Consider the following 23,008-nt stretch of genomic DNA (forward strand, 5'->3'; position numbering starts at 1 on the left):
CCGGATATTTTGAGGTTCCATCCTTCAAATAAGGTCTTTAAAAGCCTTCAAATAGACTTTCAGGCCTTTAAACAACCTCTAGGAAACCACCTTAATTCTTTCTGGAATTACCTGCCGAGTTCTTTGACTCTTTTAGGTTGTCTGATAAGGTAATAAAGAAAAGCTCCTACAATATATGTAAAAACGATAACAATAACCCAGATAAGGCGCGTATTCCCTTTATCCGTTTCTTTTCGCAGGCAGTCAACAAGGGTCCAGGCCCAGAGGATGAAAGAAAGAAGAAACATAAATCCGAATATAATGAGAATAAGGGAATTACCGTACATTTTACTGTTTCCTGTTTTGGTTTTTTATTAGTCCGAAGTTTTTATTAATCTGGATTTTTTCAGCCCTTTTCTATTTTCAATATACAGTCCTATTTACTTAAACAGTTTGGTTTTTCGCTTTTTTTCATTCCATCGTTCTATGGTTTCAAATTATTTTCTCAGTACTTCAGCTCTTTTTCAAATTGCCTGAGCCTGAAATTGAGTAAAAATACGATATAGATTACCATACCTGCAAGCAAAAAGGCTCTTCCTGCAAGCAGTTCATATAACAGCCCGCCGAGGATCAGCCCGGTTATACTTGCAAGCCCCCCGAAACTGCTGGCAAACCCCTGTATAGTTCCCTGGTAGTTCTTCCCCGCAATTTTTGATAAAAGGGAGAGGAAAGAAGGCCACATAAGCCCGTCACCCAGTGCGAAAAACCCTGTTGCAAGATAGGTTAGAAAGAGGTTTCCGGGGATAAGCAGCAGAAAGTTCGTGCCGAGCATCAGGCTTCCGAATATTATAAGTGAGGCGTCCGAATATCTTTTTGAAAGCCTTGGGAGTATAGAACCCTGCACAATTATCAGAAGGGCGCTCAGGACCGTAAAGTAGACTCCCATTTCTGCGATACCCCAGTCAAGGGCTGCGATTGCATGCAGTGGAAAAGCGGTGTAGAAAATATTGAAGCCGAGAAAGATGAGAAAGTAAAGGCCGAGCATATAAGGGATATTCGGAAGCTTTAAAACTTCTCTGAAGGAAGGCTTCCCTGTTTCCCGCGTAGTCCTGCATTCCTTTATCTCGTAGCCAAAGACTTTTCGTATGTCCTCAGCCTCGGCAGGTCCCTCAAGAGAACACTCTTTGTTTTCAGGGATATAAAATACGATAAGTGCGGTCCCTATAAGTGAAATTACTACTGCGCCCAGGACAGGAGCCGCTTCTCCGTATGCTGTTACGCTCAAAAGCCCGGCAAGGGCAGGGCCCACTATGAACCCTAGGTTTGAGGAAATCGACATTTTTCCGAAATTTCGGTTCCTGTCTTTTTCTTCGGTAATGTCTGCCAGATAGGCATTGGCTACGGACACGTTTCCCCCTGTCAGCCCGTCTAAGGCCCGGGCAAAGAAGAGTACTGCAAGGGGCAGAGTGAAGGTAAAAGCTCCCAGGATTCCAGAATCAACCTTAAAGAGGGTTACAATCGGAAGGAAAAGAGCTGCAAGAAAGATAATCCAGGAAAGCAGGGTTCCCAGCTGGCTTAAAAGCAGGATCTTTTTACGCCCGTAAATGTCAGACCACCTGCCGAGAATAGGGGCGCCTATGAGCTGGAAAGCAGGGTACATGGAACTTGCAAGCCCGTAAATGAAGGCATTGCCTCCAAGCCGGTTCACCAGAAATACAAGGAATGGGAGAACGATGCTAAATCCGAGTGTACCTATGAAATTGACAGTAAGGAGGGGGAGAAGATGAATATTCTCTCCTGTCGGAGGGTCGGGACTATTTTCCTGACTCCTGTTTTCCTGACCTGTTTCCATATTTTCCGGGCTGGTTTTCATATTTTCCGGCTTATTTCCGGAAGCCTTTTCCTTTGAATCTTCAGGAATCTTCCCCTCTCCCTTTTTCAAACGATATTTCAGGCTTATCAAATAACGGTTGCTTTTCAGATAACAGTTTACTCCCTGAGAACAATTTATTTTTTAATCCTGAGGATCTCAGCCCGGTCCCGCTTCCCGCACTTCGGGCATTTGAGATACTTTTTACGTTCATAACCCCGTTCCAGTTTTTCTGTTTTGAAGTTTTATGCCAAAAATAAGGCTCCATATTTACTTAACATTTCTATGAAATCCGATGGTAACAAAATTAAACGTATATGCTGCACTAAAGTAAATAGAGAAGCATTATGACAAAAGCTGCAGCTAAAACAGGCGTGAGTCCAACAGCACTGGTTGCTATTGAACAGTATTTTCCTGCGGAGCAACGCATCATCGAAGATGACCTTGCCTATCGAATACTTCCGTTAGGTCTGAGATCTCTTGTATGGCTGATGCGGTTTAATTTGTTCAGAACCTGGATGATCCGAGTTACCAGGAATGACACTCCCGGTCTCTGGGGTGGTATGCTGTGCAGAAAAAGGTACATAGACGAGAAGCTGATCGAGTCGGTCAATAAGGTTAATGCGGTCGTGAATCTGGGTGCTGGCTTTGACACCCGGGCATACCGGTTACCAGCTCTATCTAACATGCCAGTCTGGGAGGTCGATCAGCCTGAAAACATTAAGTCCAAGCAGACCCGGCTGTGTAAGTTATTCGGAGCAGTCCCGTCCCATGTAAGGCTTGTGCCGATCGATTTCGATCGAGAAGAGCTGGGCCCTGTTCTTGCGTCTTATGGCTACTCCGAGGACAGGCGGACATTTTTCATCTGGGAGGCTGTCACGCAGTATCTGACTGAAACCGGAATTAGAGCGACTTTTGATTTTCTGGCCAAAGCCGAGCATGGCAGCCTTCTGGTTTTCACATATATTCGCAAAGACTTTCTCGATGGCCGGGTCATGTACGGCTGGGAGAATATCTACAAAAAGTACGTAAGGGATAAGATCTGGCTTTTCGGGATGAACCCGGAAGAGTGGCCGGGTTTTCTTGAGGGGTATGGCTGGCAGGTAGTCGAGCATGTCGGTTACGAGGAGCTTGCCGGGCGGTATATCAGGCCGTCAGGTCGGGAACTTGCTTCTACACCGGTTGAAAGGATAATCTATGCGGAGAAAGTCTAATCGATTCCTATTGCGCGTATGTACAACTAACTTCTTCTCACTCCACGGAACGGTTTAGCCAACCTGTTTTGAGCAAATTGATGAGCAATCTCCGGTCGCGCCGGTAAAATTGAATCTCAAAATGTCAACCGTCTGATAACGTGAGATCATAAATGTGAAAAAAAGAAGTTGCCTGCGGGCTGGGACAGGCAGTTTTTACAGCCCATGAGTCACTTAAGTTTTTAAAGCTTGAAATTAGCTTTAAGTTTTCAGATCTTGCATACTTCGCTTTTCCTGAGCCAGTCAATATCGGACTGGTAGAGGAGCCTCAGGTCTTTAAGCCCAAGTTTCAGCATGGCGAGCCGGCTTACCCCGAGCCCCCAGGCAAGGACGGGTTCTTTGATCCCGAAAGGTTCTGTAACTTCTTTCCTGAAGACGCCTGCGCCTCCGAGTTCAACCCAGCCGAGGCCTTCCACGTAAACCTCAGGTTCCACACTCGGTTCGGTATAGGGGAAATAGCCGGGGCGGAAGCGGATTTCTTCGAACCCCATCCTGTGGTAGAATTCTGCCAGGAGCCCGAGCAGGTCTGCAAAAGACATGTCCTTGTCCATGACCACGCCTTCAAGCTGCTCGAATTCAGGGGTATGGGTCGGGTCAATTGTCTCCCTGCGGTAAGCCCTGTCAATACAGAAGGCTTTTACAGGCGGTTCGGGATGGTCTGCGAGGTACTTTATGGTTACTGAAGTGGTATGGGTCCTGAGCACATTGCGCCCGGCAAGTTCCCTGTCCCAGATTCCTCCCCAGCCGCAGGAGTCAATGTCCCCTCCGTTCTCGTGCATTGCTGCCACTTTCTCTGGATATTCAGCCGGAAGCTGGCAGGTACTGCCGAGGTGGAAGGTATCCTGCATATCCCTGGCCGGATGGTCCTGGGGCTGGAAGAGGGCGTCGAAGTTCCAGAAAGAACTCTGGATGATGCCGCCTTTGATCTCTGTAAAGCCCATTTCCAGGAAGATCTGGCGCATCTGTTCAATCAGGCGCCTGTAAGGGTGGATTTTTGCTCCGTAGAGGGGCTTTGGAGTGATGTCAAGCCTGTAAGGTCTGAACTTTTTCCCTTTCCAGGCTCCACTCTTCAGCAGTTCGGATGTGATCTGGGCAATTTCTTCTTCAAGGACAATACCCTGCGCTGCAAGGGCTCTTCCTGCACCTGTTATGGATACAGTCCTGAACTTCTCTTCTTGTTTTATGACGAGTTTGCGCTTGAGCAGGTCCTTTACAGTCCCTTCATCGGCTGCAAGCTCTTCGAGAGTCTTTATCTTGCCTGCGAAAGATGTAAGGGCTTCTTCATCTTTGCCAGCAGGAGCTTTTCCCGAAGGCACCATCATCCCGTTTTCAACCTTCGCCCACCCTTTTTTTACGAGCCAGCCGGTTGCAATTCCCATGGTCTGAGGGGAAAAACGGCTCCTCAGTTCTTCAAGGGAGGTAGGATTTTTCAGGGCGTCAATTATCTGGCGCTCCGGAAGTCCTGTTTTTGTATATTTTTCTCCTTCCTTTGTAAGGGAGTAGCGTTCGAGCACTTTTTCGGAAATGGATGCAAGTTCTTTTTCCTGGAGCATGAAGGCTGCCTGCATTGCCGCATCCACCTGAAGCCCGGACTTCTCTTCCAGTTTATCGGGGGCTGCCGACCCCAGTTCCTCAAGGGCGAGCAAGACTTTTTTCTCGTTGATTGTGAGGTTATCCTGAGCACTCATATTGTAACCACGTCCTGATCTTCCTGAAATGATTAAGAATTTGATAGGTTATAAGAATTTAATAAGTATATTTTTAATTTAATTTTTGTAAATAATTCTGTACTCGTCAAGCTGTTCCCTGGCAAGTTCCCGCTTTTCCTGATGGTCTTTAAGGAAATCATGCATCTTTTCGGCTGCAAGCTGTTTGCATGAGCCGCACATCCTTGTTCCTGAGACACATTCCTGCCTGATTTCCAGCAGTTCTTTGTCATCATCAAGCAGATGGAAAAGCATCAGTTCGAAGACAGAACACTCTTCGGGCTTTCCGCCAAGCTTTTTCTGCTCTTCCAGGGTTACACAGCCTCCGGTCTTTGCCTTCTTTACCTTTTTTGCCCCTTCCTTCGGGTCGTCCGTAAGGGCAATCTGGCTTTCAGGAATGCTGCTGGACATCTTTCCGCCCTGAAGCCCGCTCATGAAGCGGTGATAGGTGGATGCAGGAGGAATGAAAGCGTAGCCTCCGAACTCGACTGCTACGTCCCTGACAAGCTTTTCAAGTCCTGCAAGATCGGGATATTCGAGTACGTCAATGTGCTCTTCATAGAGTTTTACTTTCCCGGGAATGCGTTTCTTGAGCTCCTGAAGGGCCTCTTTCGGGGCTCCTTTTCCCCTGACGCTCAGGTATTTCCTTTCTGTCTTTACGTCTGCCCGTTCCTCTACCCTGAACATGTTCATCTTGCCGGCAAGCCCCCTTGTAAGGCGGAGGTGAGGGTCCTGGTCCGGGCCCACCGGTACTACAATGGGTTTTGGTCCCCCAAATTCTTCTAACTGGGGCTGGAGGATATCTGCAGCCTGGGTTGCTACGCTTATCATATGGGAGAGGCCTGTCTCTCCTGAAAAACCGTAGATGGCGCTCAGTTCCGAGAAATTAACCTTGACCCCGAGTTCAAATGCCAGGTCTTTGACGCTTCCACAGCCTGACTGGAAATAGATAAGGCCGTCGGGTTTGAATCCGAAGGCAATCAGGCTTAATATGTATTCTTCTACCCCGATTTCCCTGCACTTCTGCCAGGAAAAGCCGCGGACTGAAAAAGCTTCTCTGTCTGCAATCCCGACAAAGGCGGAAGCTCCCATTTCCTGGTGCCAGACTATCTGGTCCATGACCATCTTGTGCCCAAGGTGGACCTTTCCGGAGGGCATAAAGCCGTCCATGACTGAAAATGGGGCACCTGTCCGCATGGCCTCTGCAATCTGTTCGTAATCACGGTGCCCGAAGATAACTTTCCTCCGCATGTACATATGCGGGGAAGGGATTTCCGGAAGTACGTTTTCAAAAGGAGAAATCCCGAATTCTTCGAATAACTTGGAATAGTCAGTGATCTCGCTTGAACTCCATGGGTCAAGTTTAGTATTCATAAAGTCCCTCATGGGCTGCCTTTTCCGGAAAATTGCCGAAGGCAGCTTTTTCTTGCTACATAAATAAGGGTGACGTAAATAAGGGTGTAAACCCCGCTCCGGCTAAATTGCTCTTTAAAAATACCTGCTCATATGTAAATGTTTATCTTCTGGCAGCCCTGGATACTGTCATCTACCTGTTATCTATCTGCTTTTGTTCCTTTAATATTCTCATCCGGCTGCCAGTAAATTCTGAGCAATTCTGTTTATATGCCCCGGTTATTTCTCGCAAATCTCTTCAAAAGGATAGGGCAGTTTTGCCTCTTCAGGGATCTTGTCAACGAATTCCATAAACTCGGGGTCGTGCATGGGGCTCAAATTTTTCTGCCGCTGGAAATACGGATAGCTCCTGATCCTCTGCCAGATCTCTTTTAAGGGTACTTCTTTTACATTCCCGAATCTGAAAGGAGGGTAAGGGCTTGGTTTTACATCACCATCGGCGGTTACATGCATCCAGCGCCGGCCTGCCATTGCACCCATCATCTGCCCTTCGAAATAAGTGTTTGAAAACATGCGAGGGCCTTTCGGATCCGAGTTAATCCTGTGGTACATTTCAAGGATTATTCTCCGGTCCCGGTCTGTAATCACAGGGTCGTCTCTGTTTTTTGGCATTGATTCCCAGACTGAAAACTCATGTACCCCGAGTTCCGATGCAAGGGCATAGAGGGCAGGAAGTTCCTGCATGTTTGACGGGGAGGCGTGAGTTGTCATTACAACCAGAAGCCCGGCTTCCAGAGCCAGTTTTATGGCAGAGATCGCCCGGTCGTACGCTCCTGGGGAGTTTCGGGCAGCATCGTGTTTCTCGGGATTCGTTGAATAAACGCCAACCATGAGGGAATGAAGTCCGGCTTCTTTCAGTTTAAGGGCAGTTTCTTTTGAAAAATCCGTGCCCCAGGTGGAACAGTTCACTATCGCGCGGTTTTTGTCCACATACTCGATAAGCTCGAAGACATCTTCCTTCAGCAGGGGATCATTCTCAGTAAAAGTGATAATGAGGGTCCCAAGTTCCAGGGCTTCGTCTATTATTCTTTTAATTGTGCCTGTGTCCAGTTCGTTAGCGGCTGTTCCTGGCGGGTACCTTGAACTGGTCTGGCGGGTGAGCTCAATGGAGACGGTTTCAGGAATATATTTTCCCAGAGCTATCTGAATTTCTGCAAAAATGAGGCGCTTGAAAACGGGGCCTGGGATAGGAGGCAGCCATGCTGAAGGAACAACCCTGTCCTCCTGTATAAGAGCCGCTTTCTCCTCCTGAAGGCGTGAATTCATCTTTTTCAGTATAGGGCCGCAGGCTGCTTTCAGGGTCCCGCTTGCTGTAAGTTTCAGGGCTTTCCCTTCATACTGCTGAAGGTTCACAGACAGCCCTGGCATGGAGAAAAGTTCTATATTTCTGTCCTTTACAGGAGGGTCCAGTACAGTCTTTTTTTCAGGAGTCATTTTTCCTCACAGGTGATTTTCTTACGGGTTCCTGATTTGACTGGAAAATATTTAAAATCGTCTCTGGTTTAAACCGCTCGTTTAAATCATTCCTGGTTTACCGGGCTAAACGGAGGCGTTTTTTTCAAAAAATATACTTTAAACCAGCCTCATAGAACCATTAACTCTTTAAAAATAGGCAGTGCCTGAATGTAATACTGAACACGAAATTATGTTGAATATCAGTCTTGAAAATGAGGACTTCGGCTGTCCGACGCGATGACTGAAATTAATTAGTAGTCAGCCTGGACAGCCTCTTAAAGTATTTAAAAAAAAAGCTTAAACCTTATGCCCTTTCTGAGAAGGCAAGGTTTCCGCTGATTTTCTTTATTTTTACTTTGACCACATCGCCTTTTGCGGCTCCGGGCACGAAGACTGTGTACTTATCGATTTTTGCTATCCCGTCACCTTTGGACCCAACGGCATCTATCCGGAGTTCGTAGGTTCCGCCTTCTTCGATAGCATCCCTGACAACCACGTTGCTTACCTTTCTCTTTTTGACAGGTCTGTGAGCCCCACAAGCAGAACATTTCAGGATAAGCACTCTGTCCACCCTTACAAGCTGGGTATCAGGGCGTTCACATTCCGAACACATAACGTATTCGTCAACATATGCCTGAATATTATCTGTAATCTGAGCTCTCGTAAACCTGCCCTGGAAGACTGCACGTGTGCCTTCTATCTTCCCTGCAGTCCCCAGTTCCCTGGTGAGATATTTCATCAGGTGGTCAGGGTCCCGGTTAAGGATGTCTGCAATGTTTCCAAAGTTATCCAGAATTGTGGTTTTACCTTCGGAAAAGAGTTTGGGTTCAGGGATTACGAATCGAGCATCAGTAGTCTCGGTGTCCGGCATCTTTGCCATTGCACGATCCAAAAGCTCTTCGTAATCATACATTCTTTAGACTCCTTTGTAATCTTTAAGGATTTACCGGTTACTGTACCAGTTCTGCGCCTTCATCGATAACGATTCTGCAGGGTGTGGGCAGCTTCTGTCCAGCGTGCCAGAGAGCTTTCTTTGCAGCCTGGAAGTTCTGCTTCTCAACTGCCACTGTAAAGATCTTCTGCATTGCGTTTACCCTTGCTGCAGTACCGACATTCTTTCCAAAAGCCCTGCGCATCCCACTGGATACACGGTCAGCACCAGCGCCTGTTGCCTGTTTGTTTTCCCTGAGTACTTCGTGGGGGTAAACACGGAGCTTCATGTAAAAGCCCATCTTTCCGGCATCTCCACTCAGGTGCCTGTTTGCTGTAATACGGGCTGCTTCAAGAGCAACGTGCCTGATCTGGCATTTTTCTTCTACAAGCAGGGAAATTTTAATCGGGAAGGAGGTATTTGCTTTATCTCCCATGTCATAGTGAATAACCTGACTTCCGGGAACACCGCCCATGTATTTTTTTCTGGTAAATGAGCGCTGTCTCACGTTTCTGTACATACTTCCTGGCTTTCGTACCATAAGATTGATTCTCCTGAAATATAATGATTTTAATAGAAATTTGTTGTAACGGATTTGTTTCCGTATATAAATGTTTGCATCGCGTTTGTAAGAAACTGTTTAGCAAACCATTCAGTATCAGATATGTGCATATAGAGCTACCTGCCTGTATTTACATTTATCTGTAAATCTGCCCTTGCGGGTTGGCAGGAAACTTCTGCGTCCCCATGTTCTCCGATAGGGAATTTCACGCTTGAAATCCTACAGTCCCTAAAATTTTATATATCCCGAGCTTAGGTGACTTATTCCCTACTACTTAGTGGTTTATAAGTTTTATTGATAGCCTCCGGTTGTTTATATGATGGTTCCGAATATTTCTCAAAAAATCCTGTAAGAAGCCCGAAACAGCCTGAAAGCATCATACTCCCGAAGGGTGCGGCAAAGTGCAGCTTTTTTGAAATTTCCTGCCTGACTTCTGAGCCCGGGAGCTTTTCAAGCATCTCCCTTTTCGGACCTGTAACCATTATAGAGCGCACCTGCTCAATGCCAGGGGCTTCCTTTATATATGCACCATGCCCTCCGTCATTAAAGACTTCCTCAAAGCCAAGCGCCCCGCCGGCAAGTCTGATAACATAGTCCTGGAGTTTTTCCGGGTCCATGCTGGAACTATGATGCTCAAAAATAGCTGTGATCCTGTTTTCATTTACAAGAGCCCCAAGAGTATGTCCGTTTCCTATATTGACCACTATGGAAGGTTGGACGGCTACAGGGTCAGTAAGAGCCCCGAATATGGCTGCAGATCCCGTATCCATGAAAATTGCCCGCGTTTTAAGGGCTGTCGTGGCTTTAAGAAGTGAATCTGCCTGGGCTTTCATGCGGGTAAAAGCCTGCGGGATTTCTTCGGGCCGGTACACAAAGTTTTCGAGTTTTCCTCCTTCATCTATAAGTTCTTTTAAAAGTTCAAACCTGTAGACTCTGTTGCTCTTATCCGGGGCGTTTCCATGGTCCTGTACTGCCACTGCATAATTTTCCGGCATCCTGACTTCAAAATTTGAAAGTGCGCATGAAACGGCGCAGGGGTCAAAGTCCTGCATAACAATTTCCAGCGCCTCCCCTGAACCTGCAAGTTTTTTTGCCTCTTCCTCCGAGACAATCCGGACTCCGAAAGCCTTCACTCTCTCAAGGTTATCATGAATGGTCAGAGCAGCTTCTTCAGTGGCATACACCGGAAGACCTGCTTTCAGGTGAGTGCGGACAGCCCATGCCGAGGGCCCTCCTCCCATTATGGTTCCGGTAAGTACAAGCGCCTTTCCTGCCTTTGTTACTCTCCGCACTCTTTCCGCAGTAACCTGTGTGGGAGCGGGCATGACCATTATCAGGCTGTTTTCAACCTCTTTTTCCGAATCAAAGAGCAGAATATCCTGCGTACCTGTTCCTATATCCGCCGCAAGTATATGCATAACCTGAGCATTGGGCTGGTAAGTTATTAAAATATGGGCAGGCAAGTAAACATAACAGGATACGGAATAACAGGATGAATAGACATAATGTGGAAACATAATGTGAAATCATAATGTGGAATCATAATGTGGAATCATACTGTGGAAACATAATGTGAAATCATACTGTGGAAACATAATGTGGAATCATAATGTGGAATCATAATGTGGAATCATAATGTGGGAACTGAACAGGGTCCCCAGAAAAAGAGAATAATCTGAATATATTGGAGAGTGCTGTTTTCATGCAAGAATCCATACCGGAAATTCACAAAAAAGACTCTAAAAAATCTTTTTCTTTTGCCATAATTACAATTTCTACCTCAAGGTACGAAAAATACGGAGACTCAGTTTCTCCCGACGAGGCGGAAGACCTTTCGGGAAAAGCTATGAAAGAACTTCTTGAGGCCGCAGGCAACAACGTCTCTTTCTACAGGCTTGTGCCAGATGAAAAAAATACACTTCTTGATGCCGTTTCTGACGCCCTTGACAGCTCTGCGGATATTGTCGTAACAAGCGGAGGCACAGGGCTTGCTCCAAAAGACCTTACTATAGAGTCCGTAGCCCCTCTTTTTGAGAAGGAAATCCCTGGCTTCGGGGAACTTTTCAGGTATAAAAGCCTTGAAGAAATAGGCACTTCCGTAATCCTGACCCGAGCCGCAGCAGGCGTGATTAAAGGAAAGGCAGTGTTCTGTCTCCCGGGGTCGCCAAATGCAGTGAAACTTGCCCTTTCTAAAATTATCATTCCCGAAGCCGGGCACATCGTCAGGCACGTAAGGGAATAAATCCCTCCTTTTTCCCGGTTTCTTTTTCCGAGCTGCGCCTTTTTACAGAAGAATTGAGAAGTTCTGTTCCTGAAGTCTGCAGATCAATTTCTTCTATTCTTCTGTATTTACTGTGATTCTTCTGACCCTGTACCGGCTCAGTAACTGACATAAATATGATTTGCAATTTCCCTGTCCACGGCATACCTGGTCTGGTCTACTTCAAAGAGGTAAGAAGGGGAGCGCCTGAGCAGGGTGACGGGCATGCCGGGCAGGATGCCCATTGCTATCAGTTTCTGCAAAATCCCCTGGTTTTTCGTTTCCAGATGGGAGATCTTTCCTGCTTTTTTAGGTTCCATTGAGGAAAGCGTGGTAGTTCTAAGGGTGGGATTCAGAGAGAGATGTGAGTTTTCTGCTATCATTTAAAGAGTCTCCTTATGAGCTGTATTATCTTTGCTTCTTTTACAAGTTCGTACCCGCAGGAAGGGCAGCACTGCTTGTTGCAGTTGTGCAGTTTTCCGCAGCCGGTACATTTCGTTTCATTTGCCTTTTCAAATTCGCTTCCGCACAGGGGGCAGTTCACAGGCTCACCCCCAGCGCGGTTAGCAGGGTGTTTACAATAAAGCCTGCGAGGAAGGCAGAGGGGAAAATGAAGCCGGAGATTGCAAGGGCCGTTCTAAATCCTCTCTCCTTTATTGTCATCATGAACTGGGCAATGCAGGGCATAAAGAGGGTCAGAGTGACTGCCGCAACTACAAGCTGCACGCCTGTCAGTAATCCGGCTTCATGCATTCCGTAGAGCCCTGCTGCCCCGAAGTCCCTCCTGAAAAAACCGAAGAGAAAAATATCAGCAGCATCAGAAGGCAGGCCGATCCAGACGGTCGGGTATTCCATAGCTTTCAGGGCAAGGGCAAAAAGACCTGTCAGCCTTCCTATCCAGATCAGCACGCTTGCCAGGACAAAGAGGGGCAGGACTTCCAGGAAGTACCAGTGCATCCTTGAATAGGTCTTCACGGCTATGTTTGAAAGCCGCGGTATCCTGAGGGGAGGCATTTCCAGTATGAATGTCGGGGCTTCTCCTGGCAGGATTCTGGCAGCCAGGTATCCTATGAAAGCAAACTCAAGCACTATTACGCCAGCCCAGACAATCAGCCCATTTGGGTTTCCGGAAAGAATGGAAAGAATAATGCCAAGCTGGGCCGAGCAGGGGATGGCAAGGGCGAGCAGAATGGTTGAAATCAGCCTTTCCCTTTTTGTCTCAAGAGTCCGCGTGACCATCGTAGCCATAGTTGAGCAGCCAAAACCAAGCACCATCGGAATTACTGCCCTTCCGCTGAGCCCAATTTTTTTGAACATCCCGTCCAGGAGCAGGCCCAGCCTCGGGAGGTATCCCGTATCTTCGATAACTGAGAATACGAGGAAAAAGGCTCCCACTATCGGCAGGATAAGGGCAATTGCATAGGTTACAGCTTGCGTAAATATCCCGTACTCCCCTACAAAGAGGTCCTGCAGGGCAGGGTAGGGCACAAGGGATGTGAACCAGGTGGTTACCAGGGGGTTTATGTGCTCTCCGAATACCGTGTTTTCCAGGAAGTCGACAAGAGTGCCTGCTGCAAAGACTCCTACGAAACGGTAAAGCCCGAAGTACAGGACAAGGAGGAGCACCGGGATGCCAAGCAAAGGATGGGTTAGCACGCTATCGATGTTTTCTGCGAGGCGGACTTTTTTCGTTTCCCTTTTCTTCTTTTCGGTTTTTGTTTTCGGTGCTGCTTTTTTCTCCTTTCCCTGCACTCCCATTACCTGCTCTACGATTTCGTTTACAGGCTCCTGCCTCTTGAGGGTGAACAGGTAGGACAGAGGGACCCCTGCTTTTACTGAGGCTGTTTCTGCAAGTTTCTGAAACTGCTCATTCTGAAGCTCCTCAAAATCATTTTTACCGGCCTCGCTTTTCTCACTTTTATGCCTGTATGCCTCAACGTGGCTGGACACAGAGTCAAGTGCCGTCCTGTCTCCCTGAAGTAGCAGGAGAGCAAGGGACCTTTTTGATATCCCTGTTTCTTCTGCAGTTTCCAGCAAGCCTTCTATTTCCGAGATGTACGGCTCTACTTCAGGTCCGTAATCGATTTCCGGCGTGGTTTTCTCATGATTAAGTTTTTCATGAGAATATTCCGCAATTGCAGCTTTGAGTTCTTCAATTCCTTTCCCCTCACTTGAAACCGTGCCTATCACAGGGATTCCGAGGGACCGGCTGAGTCCCTGTATGTCAATTTCTATTCCCCTTTCCTCAGCTTCGTCCATCATGTTCAGGACAAGGATAAGGGGGAGCCTGGCTTCAAGGAGCTGGAGTGTAAATGAGAGCATGCGCCTGAGATTCCTGGCATCCACCACATGCAGGCAGACAAAGGTTTTCTCGTCAAAGAGCAGGCGCTGAGAGACTCTCTCTTCCTCGCTTACAGGGAGCAGGGAATACATTCCGGGAGTGTCGATAATTTCGTACTCCATGTCTCCTATCTTGCTTTTTCCCCGGCTTACCTCAACTGAGGTCCCTGGATAGTTGGAGACTATAGTATAATTTCCTGAAAGGGCATTAAAAAGGCTGCTTTTGCCCACGTTAGGGCTTCCTACAAGTACGATTTTGGGCAGCCCTTTACCAGGCGTGCATTCTTTTTTCCCCCGGCAGCACTTCTTCTCAGGACAGATAAGTGGCAGTTTCATGCTTTAACTCTCATTTATGCGTCATATTTATTTTTAGGTATGCCTAATTTTTGACTTTTGCCATATTTAGGCATACCTAATATTTAAGGTTAATGAAATACCTCCAGATTTTTATAGGGAAGCCTTAATTAAAAACAGCCTTGTCTAAAAACATTAATTTAAAAGGTCTCACTTAAACATATTAATTTAAAAATAGTTCCTCTAAAAAGGTTTTAAACTCAGATGGCTCTAAAAAATAGCCTTTGACCCGAGATTACGTTTTTACAGGTACTTATCAAACTCTTATTTGTCTTTAATTTTTATCTCTCTGCTCATGTCTCTGAAGTATTCGAACAGGTCTTTTCCCCATTCTATTGCCCCGGGTTCGAAGCTTATTACATACTGGCGGTCAAATCTTCCGCTTTCATTAAACAGCCCCAAAATCATTATTTTATCCGAAGATGCAACGATTGCAGGGATCTCCACTTCTGTTTTGTCCATTATAAAAAGACTTGTATTTTTCATTCTGAGAAGCTCTTCTCCTTCTTTTTTGAAATCCTCGGCAAGCCGTAAGTACACAGATTCGCTCAGGACAAGGGAGATCTCAGTGCCCCTTCTGGCAAGATCCAGGAAGAAGGCCGGGAATTGGGGATGAAAATAGGAGAAAAATATAAGGATATGATTCGAGTTAGAAACATATTTCATGAATTCCGGGTTAATATCAAAAGTATGGCTCAGGTCCGGTTCTATCAGGCTATAATTTCCAAGTTCGCTGATCCGTTTCATAATATGGGGGGGAATAGGTGAGAGTTTTCTGTCTGCCCAGAATTCCTCATTTTTCTCAAAAATCTCCAGGGTATCCAGAAGAGGCTGCATTTTCTCTATAACAATCTCTCCTATCAGGCTGAGGCGATAAACTCCTTCTTCGTGGATTACAAGGTTCTGTTCTTTCAGCTTTTTTATCTGGGGAAGGAGAGCGGTTCTTGGAACCTGAAGCCTTTCAAGAATCTCCTGAGCATTCTTTGGTCCTTCCTTCAACAGCAGGAGAAAAGCTTTTCTCTTCTCTGAAAACAGGATCAAATCAAGCAAGTTTGGGTTCATTTACAGTCGCCTCCCTGAAGTGGAAGAGGGGTTTTATGCTCCGTTTTTGGTTCTCTATAGCGTTAATGAATATCAAGCCGATAATAAAGATGTCGAAATTATGTGAAATCCCTGTCCATGTTCGGTATCTATCAACGCAAAAAGCCCACATACGGGTGAAATAAGTAATTTATAAAAGAACTGGAAACCAGCTGATCCCCGAAATTGGGCTCACCGGGAAACTTTGATATAGATGCCGGTGAGAATGGGTGAAATCATACTCAAGGGTAAACTAGCTTCAAGGTAGAAGGAATTATTTCATCGATGTTGTGCATTTCTTATCACATTGATGATGTGAGCTTTTTATAATTAGCAGGCGAGTTTTATCATTAGCGATGTGAGGAAGGGCAATGGAGAAAGAAAAACTATACCAGCTGAAATCCGATGCAAGCAAGATCAGTCCTATTCTTAATATTGGAAAGAATGGGGTCACTGAAACTTTGATCGAAGAACTGAACAATAAGTTGAAAGTTAACAGGCTTGTAAAGGTCAGGGTACTCAAGAGCGCAGAAGAAGGAAAAGATTTGAAAACGATCGCAGCTGAGATTGCCGCAGCTACAAGATCCACACTGATTGACGTACGCGGCAGGACAGTTGTGCTGTACAGGTAATGATTTTAGGGAGCAGGCATACTTGATTAGCGTTACTTGATTAGCGTTACTTGATTAGCGTTACTTGATTAGCGTTACTTGATTAGCGTTACTTGATTAGCGTTACTTGATTAGCGTTACTTGATTAGCGTTACTTGATTAGTGTTGTTTAAGTTGAAGCTTTTGAGTAACAGTATTATAATTAAGGGTACTTATGTAGCCGAAGTATGCCTCCTTTAACCTTCTCCCTACGATGTCTTTTTTTCGGGTAGCTTTACAGACAAGAAGTTTGCCTCAGGAGGCAAAGAACACTTTCTTATCTTTCATACTGAAGAACAAAGTTTTTCTGTAGAAGTGCCCCTAATAGTTAAGGTTCGTAAGTGTGGGCTCGTTTAAATACAAAATATTATGTAACATTATTATATATTTCATCAGTATTATGTACATTTCATCAGTATTATGTAAGTTACTTATATTAAAAAACAATTAGCTGTAAAAGTTTATTCGTACACAAGCCCACATAGCCTCATCATTTGAGGTTGATTTCCATGCCGCTGTACGTCAAAATTAATGGATAAACGCATTAAGATTATCATTTAAGATCAGTATAAGATCATCATATAAGCACTAAAGTGCCTGAAACCCCCTGAGACGGTTGAGCTGGGATACTTCTGCTTTCCTTTTATTTTCAGATACAGCGGGGCAGATCGCACCCTACCATCCGGAGAGATTATCATGCTTGAAGATGAGTATCAACTTGACTTTTTCAAAAACAACGGTTTCGTCCGGAAGCAGTGCCAGAAATGTGGCAAATTCTTCTGGACACGTGACCCTGAAAGAAATACTTGCGGAGATGCGCCCTGTGATCCCTATTCCTTTATAGGAAGCCCTGTCTTTTCCAGGGAATTCGATCTTTCAGAGATGCGCGAATACTACCTTTCCTTCTTTGAAGCAAGAGGGCACACAAGGATTGATCGCTATCCTGTGGTCGCTCGCTGGAGAGACGATATTTACCTTACCATTGCTTCAATTGCAGACTTCCAGCCCTTTGTAACTTCAGGACAGGTTCCACCTCCTGCAAACCCCCTTACGATTTCCCAGCCGTGTATCAGGTTAAACGACCTGGATTCGGTGGGCAGGAGCGGACGCCACCTGACAACTTTTGAAATGATGGCGCACCACGCTTTCAACAAAAGGGACAATGAAATTTACTGGAAGGAGCATACCCTGGAACTCTGCGATGAGCTCCTGAACTCTCTCAAGGTAGACCCCTTTGCTGTAACCTACAAAGAAGAGCCCTGGGCAGGCGGAGGCAATGCCGGGCCCTGTGTAGAAGTCATTGTGCATGGGCTCGAGCTTGCCACCCTTGTTTTCATGGACCTGAAGACCGACAAAAAAGGAGATGTCCTGATCAAGGGCGAGACCTATTCAAAGATGGACAACTACATTGTGGATACCGGATATGGTCTTGAGCGGTTTGTCTGGGCTTCAAGGGGTTCACCTACTATTTATGATGCTCTTTTCCCTGGCATAGTAAACGAACTCATGGGGCTCGCAGGGCTTGAACATGAACTGAATAACCCTGAGTATGCAAACATCCTGGCACAGAACGCACGGCTTGCAGGGTTTATGGACGTCAGTGAAAAGGCAAACCTGCTGGAACTCAGGAAAAAAGTGGCCTCTAGCATTGGGATGACAGTGGAAAAACTCTCTGCTATCATGGAACCTGTCGAAAAGGTCTATGCGATCACTGACCACACGCGCTGTCTCACCTTCATGCTCGGAGACGGAATCATTCCCTCCAATGTCAAAGCAGGTTATCTGGCACGCCTCGTCCTGAGAAGGACGCTGCGCATGATGAAAGACCTTGATATCAGGATTCCACTCGCCGAAATCGTGGACATGCACATAAAGAACATGCCCGAGTACCCTGAGTTCAGGAATAACTTCCCTGTCATTAAGGATATCCTGGAATCAGAAGAGGAAAAGTTCAACGCTACCATGGAGCGGGGACGCAGGATCATCCATAAATCGGCATCCCATTTCAAGAAGACCGGAGAAAAAATTCCTCTCTCCCAGTTAACCGAACTCTACGACTCACACGGAATACCGCCAGAGATGGCAAAAGAAGTTGCAGCCGAGATCGGGGTCGGAGTGGAGTTCCCTGACAATTTCTATTCCATTATTGGTGAATTGCACAACAAAGCTGAAGAAAAGGAAGAACAGGTAATTCCTTTTGCAGAAAGGCTCAAGCACCTTCCTAAAACCAAACGCCGCTTCTATGACGAACCCACCCGTCTGGAGTTCGAGGCAGTCGTCCTTGATGTGTTTGATAACCATATCGTGATGGACAACACATTCTTCTATGCGGAAGGTGGAGGGCAGCCTGCAGATCTCGGGACCGTCACTGGTGGAGATACCGTTTACAGGGTTGTGGATGTTCAGGTCTATGACGGTGTAATCGTACACACAGTTGACATTCCTGACAGGGGACTTGAGATCACCAAAGGCGATATTATCACTGGAAAGGTCGATGAAAAGCGCAGGATGACCCTTGCAAGGCACCACACAGCAACCCATATTGTAAATGATGCAGCCAGAAAGGTTCTCGGAAAACACATCTGGCAGGCTGGTGCCCAGAAGTTTGAGGACCACTCCAGGCTTGACCTTTCCCATTACAGACACATCTCTCCTCAGGAAATCAGGCAGATCGAGCTTCTGGCTAACCGCACGGTTATGGAAAACAAACGTGTGGTTACGGAATGGATGATGAGGACTGAAGCCGAACAGGAATACGGCTTTGGACTCTACCAGGGCGGAGTGCCTCCAGGAGAGAAGATCAGGATTGTAAAGGTAGGAGACGATGTGGAAGCCTGCGGTGGGACCCACTGCCTGAGTACTGGCATCATCGGGCCTATCAAAATCCTGAAGACAGAGAGGATTCAGGACGGAGTAGAGAGGATCGAGTTTTCAGCCGGAGATGCAGCAGTTCGCGCCATGCAAAAAATGGAATCTCTCCTTGTTGATTCCGCAAAGACCCTGAGCGTGCCTCCGGAACACCTCCCGGTAAGTGTGGATCGTTTCTTCGGGGAATGGAAAGACCTCAAGAAAGAAAACGAAAGGCTCAAAGAAGAACTTGCCCGGTCCAGGGTTTACAGGATGCTCGGAGATGCTTCTGAGGTTGCAGATTTCAGGGTTGTTGCCGAATCTGTTGCGGGAGCAGATTCTCTTGAACTCCAGAAGATAGCTACGGAACTTCTGAAACATGAAAATGTAGTTGCCCTTCTCGCAAGCGATGTCGAAGGCGTCAAGCTTGTAGCATCTGTCGGAGAAAAAGCCCTGAAATCCGGAATCAATGCCGGTGGCCTTATCCGTGAGATGTCAAAGATTGTCGGCGGAGGCGGAGGCGGAAAGCCTTCCTTTGCAATGGGCGGCGGAACTGATCCCACAAGGATACAGGACGCTCTTGCCAGAGGGCTTGAGCTTGTGAAAGATGCCTGCAAGCAAGCCTGAAAACCGAATGGACCTCTCAGGTTGAATGGCTCAATCAAACCCGATTGAGCCGAAAAATCAATGCCGATACCGGGTTTTTAAAGCCCGGTTCTTTTTACCTTTTTAGTTTCTGGATTTCTCTCTTTCAGATCTTTTTATCCTGATGTCTTTTTTGAGAATTTTTCCAATTATAGGTGATCCGTAGTTAATAGGTTGAGACTAACGGAGCAACCATAATGGCTTTCCCAGTCTTTCCGTTCTTGCGCCCTGACGCTGCTGGAGGCGGTGGGCTTTGAGCAAATTAAAGTGAACTGCTTCAGTCGCAATGGTTAATCGGGTCTCAAAATATCACCCGCTTACCAGTGGACGATTAAATTAGAGATTCTAACGTGAACATTCCACTTCCTTCAGTCCAGCTTTTATGACAACGGAAGGCACGGAAAGCATGGAGTAAAAGAGTATAGATAAGGTCTTTCCGTGTCCTTTCGTGTTTTCGGTGGTTAATTCATACCTTAAAAAGCACTTCACAGAGAATTGCAATCCCGTCTTTTACAAAGAGGTGTATGGTTTTCTTCCCTTCAAGGCCTTTTTCGACTTCGTTTCTGACTTCCCAGTAGTCTTCGGGTTTTACGCCTGCCCGAAGCACGACACTTCCAACGTTCCTGTCCTTCAGGAACTTATTGATTTCCCTGGGCTCAAAGGGGGTGACCTTCAGGACCAGGTAGTGATGTTTGATCATGGACTGCTTTATCAGGGCATCAGAGGTCAGCAAAAGCCTCTTTTTGTCAACCCTGAATAGCTCGAAAGCCCCTACAATGGGTCCTGCCATCTGCATCATGGATTCCACAAGTTCAGGCAGCAGCCCTGCTGCAACAACAGAGGGTTCTGGTTCATAGGCGCAGAGTTTCATCTTTTCCGTTTCCCTAATCTGCGGAAGCGGCATATTCTTTGAGACCAGCCCTTCGCCTGCAGGAAGAGCCACAGCAAGCCGATCATACTGTTTTAATCCGCCGAAGTAGAGAGTCAGGCGGTTGAGCTGCCCTTCCAGGGAAATATACTCTTTTTCGCAGTCAAAAGGAATCCTTTCCGGCGGCATCTGGGGTGGAGCTTCGAAGGCGAAATTTTTTGTCTTTTCCCCATAAGCCGAAATCACATTCGGGATTCCGGGCTCAAGGCTTGAGACATGCCTCTCATCCTCTTCTGCCGGGCGGAACGGGTCCGAAAAAACGACATCTACTGCCGGGATCTGCTCTATAACTTTCGGGTCAAGGGCATCCCCACAGATGAATTTCACATTGTTAAGCCCGTACATTTCGCAGTTCTGTTTTGCATACTCGATTTTCGCGGGGTCGATTTCCACTGCATATACAAACTCACACTGCTGCGCAAAAAAGACGGTTTGCCCTCCTATCCCGCAGCTGATATCAGCAAGAGTCTTACATCTCAGGCGCTGCGCCCTGTAGCGGGCAATAGGCTCAGGGGTTGCAAAGCGCACGCTTTCCTTATCCCCGTGCAGGGGTTTTTCAAATTGTTTTCTCCGTGCCACGTCGATCAGAGGAGTAGTAGGAGTTTTATGGGATTTAAAGGCAACTGAAAAGGAAGGTTGTATTACTTCCCGAGTTCCGAACGTTGTTTTAGTGGAGATTGCTCGCGAATTAGATACACCTGGAGATTTCAATTATCTCTGTATTTTTTTCTGGCTCTATCGGCAGAAGGACCGGATCACAGTGCTTTCCTGAAAATTGATGACCTATTTAGCATTCATAAAACCTTTGCAGAAAACCCGTTAAATCTTTAGTTTAGCGGGGAGTTGACTTTCTGTTTTCAACTGATCCCTTTCTGTTTCCAACTGATCTCTTTCTGTTTTCAACTGATCCTGGGCCATAAATATGGGATTAGAAAATTAAAAAAAGATAAAAATAGTTTCGAATCAGTAAATGTTAAACTTACGTTTTTCACTTCTCTATCTGTTCTTCACGCCATTTCTCGATCGCTTTCCATATTGGCAAAGGATCAATGCCATGAACTTTGATATATTCATCTCGCATATACTCGTTCATATTGCCGTCTATGAAGCGTAATGTAGCTTTATCTGGCTGCAACCTTGCTCCTGCCGGTACTGCTACAGGATCTACACACACCTCTGCACAGTAGCGCCACTCTTCTCCACCGCCTGTTGACTCTATCCTGAACGGCTTTCCGCAGCTTGGACAGACTCCAATCATTGTCCGATCATCTTTTTTATCCATGTTTCCCCCCATGGCAAGAAATGCCAATCTATCTAAAATTCATAGAATATTATATATCCTGTTTTATATATCCCTTTTGTCTATTGTTTCAATCCTTTTTTCAGTGGGAAATGCCTCTCGACGGGTTTTTTAACAAATTGATAATTTTCTCCTCAGGCCAAGATATAATATTTGACCAAAAATGGTTCTGATTCTCAAAAAGAGTCGGAAAATTCCGGCAATTCTACGTTAATTAGACAAGAAAATGAATTCTACGTTAATTAGAAAAGAAAATGTAATGAAGGGAGATTTGAATTATTCTCCCTTTATTATCCTTGCAATGTCGTCCCCGACATCTGAGGTGGTGCTCTTGCCGCCCATGTCGTAGGTTTTGACTTTGCTGTCCAGGATATTTCTCTGGATTGCACTGACTATGTTGTCTGCAGCTTCCTTTTCTCCAAGCTGTTCTATGAGCATTGCGCCTGCCCAGATTGTGGCAATCGGGTTGACTTTGTTCAGGCCTTTGTATTTCGGAGCTGAACCGTGGATTGGCTCAAACATGCTTGTGCCGTTCGGGTTGATGTTTCCGCCCGGGGCAAGGCCGAGGCCGCCCTGGATCATGGCGCCGAGGTCGGTGATGATATCTCCGAACATGTTCGGGGTTACTACCACATCGAACCATTCAGGGTTTTTCACAAACCACATTGTAATAGCGTCAACGAAGTTGAAGTCCGTGGTGACGCCGGGGTGCTTTTCAGCAACCGCGCTGAACTCTTCTCTCCATAGGCCGTAGATGTCGGAAAGAACGTTTGCCTTATCAACAGATGAGACGTGTTTTTTCTGTTTTTCTGCAAGGTCAAAGGCGTACTCGATAACTCTTTTTGTACCTTCTTTGGAGATAAGGCCGATCTGGTACCCAATTTCCTCGCTGTCGGTCTCGATATCAAGGCCGAATTTTGCAGAGTAGAGTGTCCTTTTGACTTCAAGGAGGTCTTTACTCTCTCCTTTTTTTGCCCTGCCGCCGATTCCTACGTAAAAGTCCTCGGTGTTTTCCCTGACCACGACAAAGTCGATGTCTTTTGAGGTCTTATCCTTGATTGGGGTCCAGACTCCTTCGAGGAGTTTTATCGGGCGCAGGTTGACGTACTGGTCAAAGTAAAAGCGCGCAGTTAATAAGATTCCCTTTTCAAGAACCCCGGGGGCAATCCTCGGGTCTCCGATGGAGCCAAGGTAAAGGGCAGGGTAGCCGGATAATTCCTTTAAGGTCTCTTCCGAAATCAGCTCTCCCGTTTCCAGGTAGTGATCTGCTCCATGCGGGTATTCAATCCATTCTACATCAAAACCGAATCTCTCGCCTGCGGCATCAATTACTTTTCTGCCTTCAGCGATGATTTCTGGGCCTATCCCATCTCCGGGGAGGACCGGAATCTTATACTGCGTCATGTTTGTACTCCTTTCAAATTTACAGGCAAAA

19 protein-coding genes are annotated in these 23,008 nt (G+C 46.4%); 4 read left to right on the top strand and 15 right to left on the bottom strand.

All coding sequences use genetic code 11. The annotated features are described in order from the left end of the window. Positions 1-107: 107 nt before the first annotated feature. Both EO95_RS11815 and EO95_RS11820 read right to left on the bottom strand, forming a co-directional pair. Positions 108-326, bottom strand: coding sequence for a PLDc N-terminal domain-containing protein (locus EO95_RS11815; protein WP_048134886.1), 219 nt, complete (start codon positions 324-326; stop codon positions 108-110). Positions 327-484: 158 nt separating this feature from the next. Beyond that, positions 485-1,831 carry an MFS transporter gene (locus tag EO95_RS11820; protein ID WP_048134913.1) on the bottom strand — a complete coding sequence of 449 codons (1,347 nt, stop codon included), beginning with the start codon at positions 1,829-1,831 and terminating at the stop codon, positions 485-487. 392 nt (positions 1,832-2,223) lie between these two features. On the opposite strand from EO95_RS11820, the gene EO95_RS11830 reads away from it, so the two are divergent. After that, on the top strand, positions 2,224-3,063 hold the full coding sequence (locus tag EO95_RS11830) for a class I SAM-dependent methyltransferase (protein ID WP_235282991.1): 840 nt from the start codon (positions 2,224-2,226) through the stop codon (positions 3,061-3,063). A gap of 248 nt (positions 3,064-3,311) precedes the next feature. Here EO95_RS11830 and EO95_RS11835 read toward each other — a convergent pair whose 3' ends face one another. The 6 genes from EO95_RS11835 to EO95_RS11860 all read right to left on the bottom strand — a co-directional run bounded on the left by EO95_RS11835 (position 3,312) and on the right by EO95_RS11860 (position 10,587). Then, positions 3,312-4,790 (bottom strand): phenylalanine--tRNA ligase subunit alpha, encoded by a 1,479-nt coding sequence (locus EO95_RS11835; protein ID WP_048134889.1) that lies wholly within the window; start codon positions 4,788-4,790, stop codon positions 3,312-3,314. Between the two features lie 78 nt (positions 4,791-4,868). Further along, a complete protein-coding gene (locus EO95_RS11840) occupies positions 4,869-6,182 on the bottom strand; it encodes a tryptophan--tRNA ligase (protein WP_200895041.1) in 1,314 nt (437 codons plus the stop codon). Between the two features lie 258 nt (positions 6,183-6,440). Continuing rightward, positions 6,441-7,655 (bottom strand): radical SAM protein, encoded by a 1,215-nt coding sequence (locus EO95_RS11845; RefSeq protein ID WP_048134891.1) that lies wholly within the window; start codon positions 7,653-7,655, stop codon positions 6,441-6,443. A gap of 325 nt (positions 7,656-7,980) precedes the next feature. Beyond that, positions 7,981-8,589: a translation initiation factor IF-2 subunit beta gene (locus tag EO95_RS11850; protein ID WP_048134892.1), complete on the bottom strand. Its 609-nt coding sequence runs from the start codon at positions 8,587-8,589 to the stop codon at positions 7,981-7,983. A gap of 37 nt (positions 8,590-8,626) precedes the next feature. Continuing rightward, positions 8,627-9,148, bottom strand: a complete 522-nt coding sequence (locus EO95_RS11855) for a 50S ribosomal protein L16 (protein WP_048134893.1) — start codon at positions 9,146-9,148, stop codon at positions 8,627-8,629. 281 nt (positions 9,149-9,429) lie between these two features. Beyond that, entirely contained in the window at positions 9,430-10,587 is a 1,158-nt protein-coding gene (locus EO95_RS11860) for a DUF1786 domain-containing protein (RefSeq protein ID WP_048134894.1), read from the bottom strand. Between the two features lie 284 nt (positions 10,588-10,871). Here EO95_RS11860 and EO95_RS11865 point away from each other — a divergent pair, with 284 nt between their 5' ends. Further along, a complete protein-coding gene (locus EO95_RS11865) occupies positions 10,872-11,411 on the top strand; it encodes a molybdenum cofactor biosynthesis protein B (protein ID WP_048134914.1) in 540 nt (179 codons plus the stop codon). 137 nt (positions 11,412-11,548) lie between these two features. Here EO95_RS11865 and EO95_RS11870 read toward each other — a convergent pair whose 3' ends face one another. The 4 genes from EO95_RS11870 to EO95_RS11880 all read right to left on the bottom strand — a co-directional run bounded on the left by EO95_RS11870 (position 11,549) and on the right by EO95_RS11880 (position 15,185). Then, positions 11,549-11,812: a FeoA family protein gene (locus EO95_RS11870; RefSeq protein ID WP_048134895.1), complete on the bottom strand. Its 264-nt coding sequence runs from the start codon at positions 11,810-11,812 to the stop codon at positions 11,549-11,551. Beyond that, on the bottom strand, positions 11,809-11,973 hold the full coding sequence (locus EO95_RS18055) for a hypothetical protein (protein WP_200895042.1): 165 nt from the start codon (positions 11,971-11,973) through the stop codon (positions 11,809-11,811). The genes EO95_RS11870 and EO95_RS18055 overlap by 4 nt, the downstream gene beginning before the upstream one ends. Continuing rightward, positions 11,970-14,105: a ferrous iron transport protein B gene (gene feoB, locus EO95_RS11875; protein WP_052733580.1), complete on the bottom strand. Its 2,136-nt coding sequence runs from the start codon at positions 14,103-14,105 to the stop codon at positions 11,970-11,972. The genes EO95_RS18055 and feoB overlap by 4 nt, the downstream gene beginning before the upstream one ends. Before the next feature lie 282 nt (positions 14,106-14,387). Further along, positions 14,388-15,185, bottom strand: coding sequence for a winged helix-turn-helix domain-containing protein (locus EO95_RS11880; protein WP_048134896.1), 798 nt, complete (start codon positions 15,183-15,185; stop codon positions 14,388-14,390). 389 nt (positions 15,186-15,574) lie between these two features. Here EO95_RS11880 and EO95_RS11885 point away from each other — a divergent pair, with 389 nt between their 5' ends. Both EO95_RS11885 and alaS read left to right on the top strand, forming a co-directional pair. Next, positions 15,575-15,835: a YhbY family RNA-binding protein gene (locus EO95_RS11885; protein ID WP_048134897.1), complete on the top strand. Its 261-nt coding sequence runs from the start codon at positions 15,575-15,577 to the stop codon at positions 15,833-15,835. Positions 15,836-16,549: 714 nt separating this feature from the next. Further along, positions 16,550-19,327: an alanine--tRNA ligase gene (alaS, locus tag EO95_RS11890; RefSeq protein ID WP_048134898.1), complete on the top strand. Its 2,778-nt coding sequence runs from the start codon at positions 16,550-16,552 to the stop codon at positions 19,325-19,327. A gap of 484 nt (positions 19,328-19,811) precedes the next feature. Here alaS and EO95_RS11895 read toward each other — a convergent pair whose 3' ends face one another. From EO95_RS11895 to EO95_RS11905, 3 genes are all read right to left on the bottom strand, one after another. Then, positions 19,812-20,852, bottom strand: coding sequence for a methyltransferase domain-containing protein (locus EO95_RS11895; RefSeq protein WP_048134916.1), 1,041 nt, complete (start codon positions 20,850-20,852; stop codon positions 19,812-19,814). 409 nt (positions 20,853-21,261) lie between these two features. Further along, positions 21,262-21,555 carry a hypothetical protein gene (locus EO95_RS11900; RefSeq protein ID WP_048134899.1) on the bottom strand — a complete coding sequence of 98 codons (294 nt, stop codon included), beginning with the start codon at positions 21,553-21,555 and terminating at the stop codon, positions 21,262-21,264. A gap of 294 nt (positions 21,556-21,849) precedes the next feature. Next, positions 21,850-22,977 (bottom strand): isocitrate/isopropylmalate dehydrogenase family protein, encoded by a 1,128-nt coding sequence (locus EO95_RS11905; RefSeq protein WP_048134900.1) that lies wholly within the window; start codon positions 22,975-22,977, stop codon positions 21,850-21,852. Positions 22,978-23,008 lie beyond the last annotated feature (31 nt).

Origin of the sequence: Methanosarcina sp. 1.H.T.1A.1 (assembly GCF_000979295.1) — an archaeon.
GTDB lineage: Archaea > Halobacteriota > Methanosarcinia > Methanosarcinales > Methanosarcinaceae > Methanosarcina.

Coding starts and splice junctions, on each gene's coding strand:
- EO95_RS11870 (WP_048134895.1), bottom strand. CDS start 11,812: ATGATAGCAGAAAACTCACATCTCTCTCTGAATCCCACCCTTAGAACT.
- alaS (WP_048134898.1), top strand. CDS start 16,550: ATGCTTGAAGATGAGTATCAACTTGACTTTTTCAAAAACAACGGTTTC.
- EO95_RS11815 (WP_048134886.1), bottom strand. CDS start 326: ATGTACGGTAATTCCCTTATTCTCATTATATTCGGATTTATGTTTCTT.
- EO95_RS11855 (WP_048134893.1), bottom strand. CDS start 9,148: ATGGTACGAAAGCCAGGAAGTATGTACAGAAACGTGAGACAGCGCTCA.
- EO95_RS11900 (WP_048134899.1), bottom strand. CDS start 21,555: ATGGATAAAAAAGATGATCGGACAATGATTGGAGTCTGTCCAAGCTGC.
- EO95_RS11905 (WP_048134900.1), bottom strand. CDS start 22,977: ATGACGCAGTATAAGATTCCGGTCCTCCCCGGAGATGGGATAGGCCCA.
- EO95_RS11850 (WP_048134892.1), bottom strand. CDS start 8,589: ATGTATGATTACGAAGAGCTTTTGGATCGTGCAATGGCAAAGATGCCG.
- feoB (WP_052733580.1), bottom strand. CDS start 14,105: ATGAAACTGCCACTTATCTGTCCTGAGAAGAAGTGCTGCCGGGGGAAA.
- EO95_RS11880 (WP_048134896.1), bottom strand. CDS start 15,185: ATGAACCCAAACTTGCTTGATTTGATCCTGTTTTCAGAGAAGAGAAAA.
- EO95_RS11860 (WP_048134894.1), bottom strand. CDS start 10,587: ATGCATATACTTGCGGCGGATATAGGAACAGGTACGCAGGATATTCTG.
- EO95_RS11885 (WP_048134897.1), top strand. CDS start 15,575: ATGGAGAAAGAAAAACTATACCAGCTGAAATCCGATGCAAGCAAGATC.
- EO95_RS11845 (WP_048134891.1), bottom strand. CDS start 7,655: ATGACTCCTGAAAAAAAGACTGTACTGGACCCTCCTGTAAAGGACAGA.
- EO95_RS11835 (WP_048134889.1), bottom strand. CDS start 4,790: ATGAGTGCTCAGGATAACCTCACAATCAACGAGAAAAAAGTCTTGCTC.
- EO95_RS11840 (WP_200895041.1), bottom strand. CDS start 6,182: ATGAATACTAAACTTGACCCATGGAGTTCAAGCGAGATCACTGACTAT.
- EO95_RS11865 (WP_048134914.1), top strand. CDS start 10,872: ATGCAAGAATCCATACCGGAAATTCACAAAAAAGACTCTAAAAAATCT.
- EO95_RS11820 (WP_048134913.1), bottom strand. CDS start 1,831: ATGGAAACAGGTCAGGAAAACAGGAGTCAGGAAAATAGTCCCGACCCT.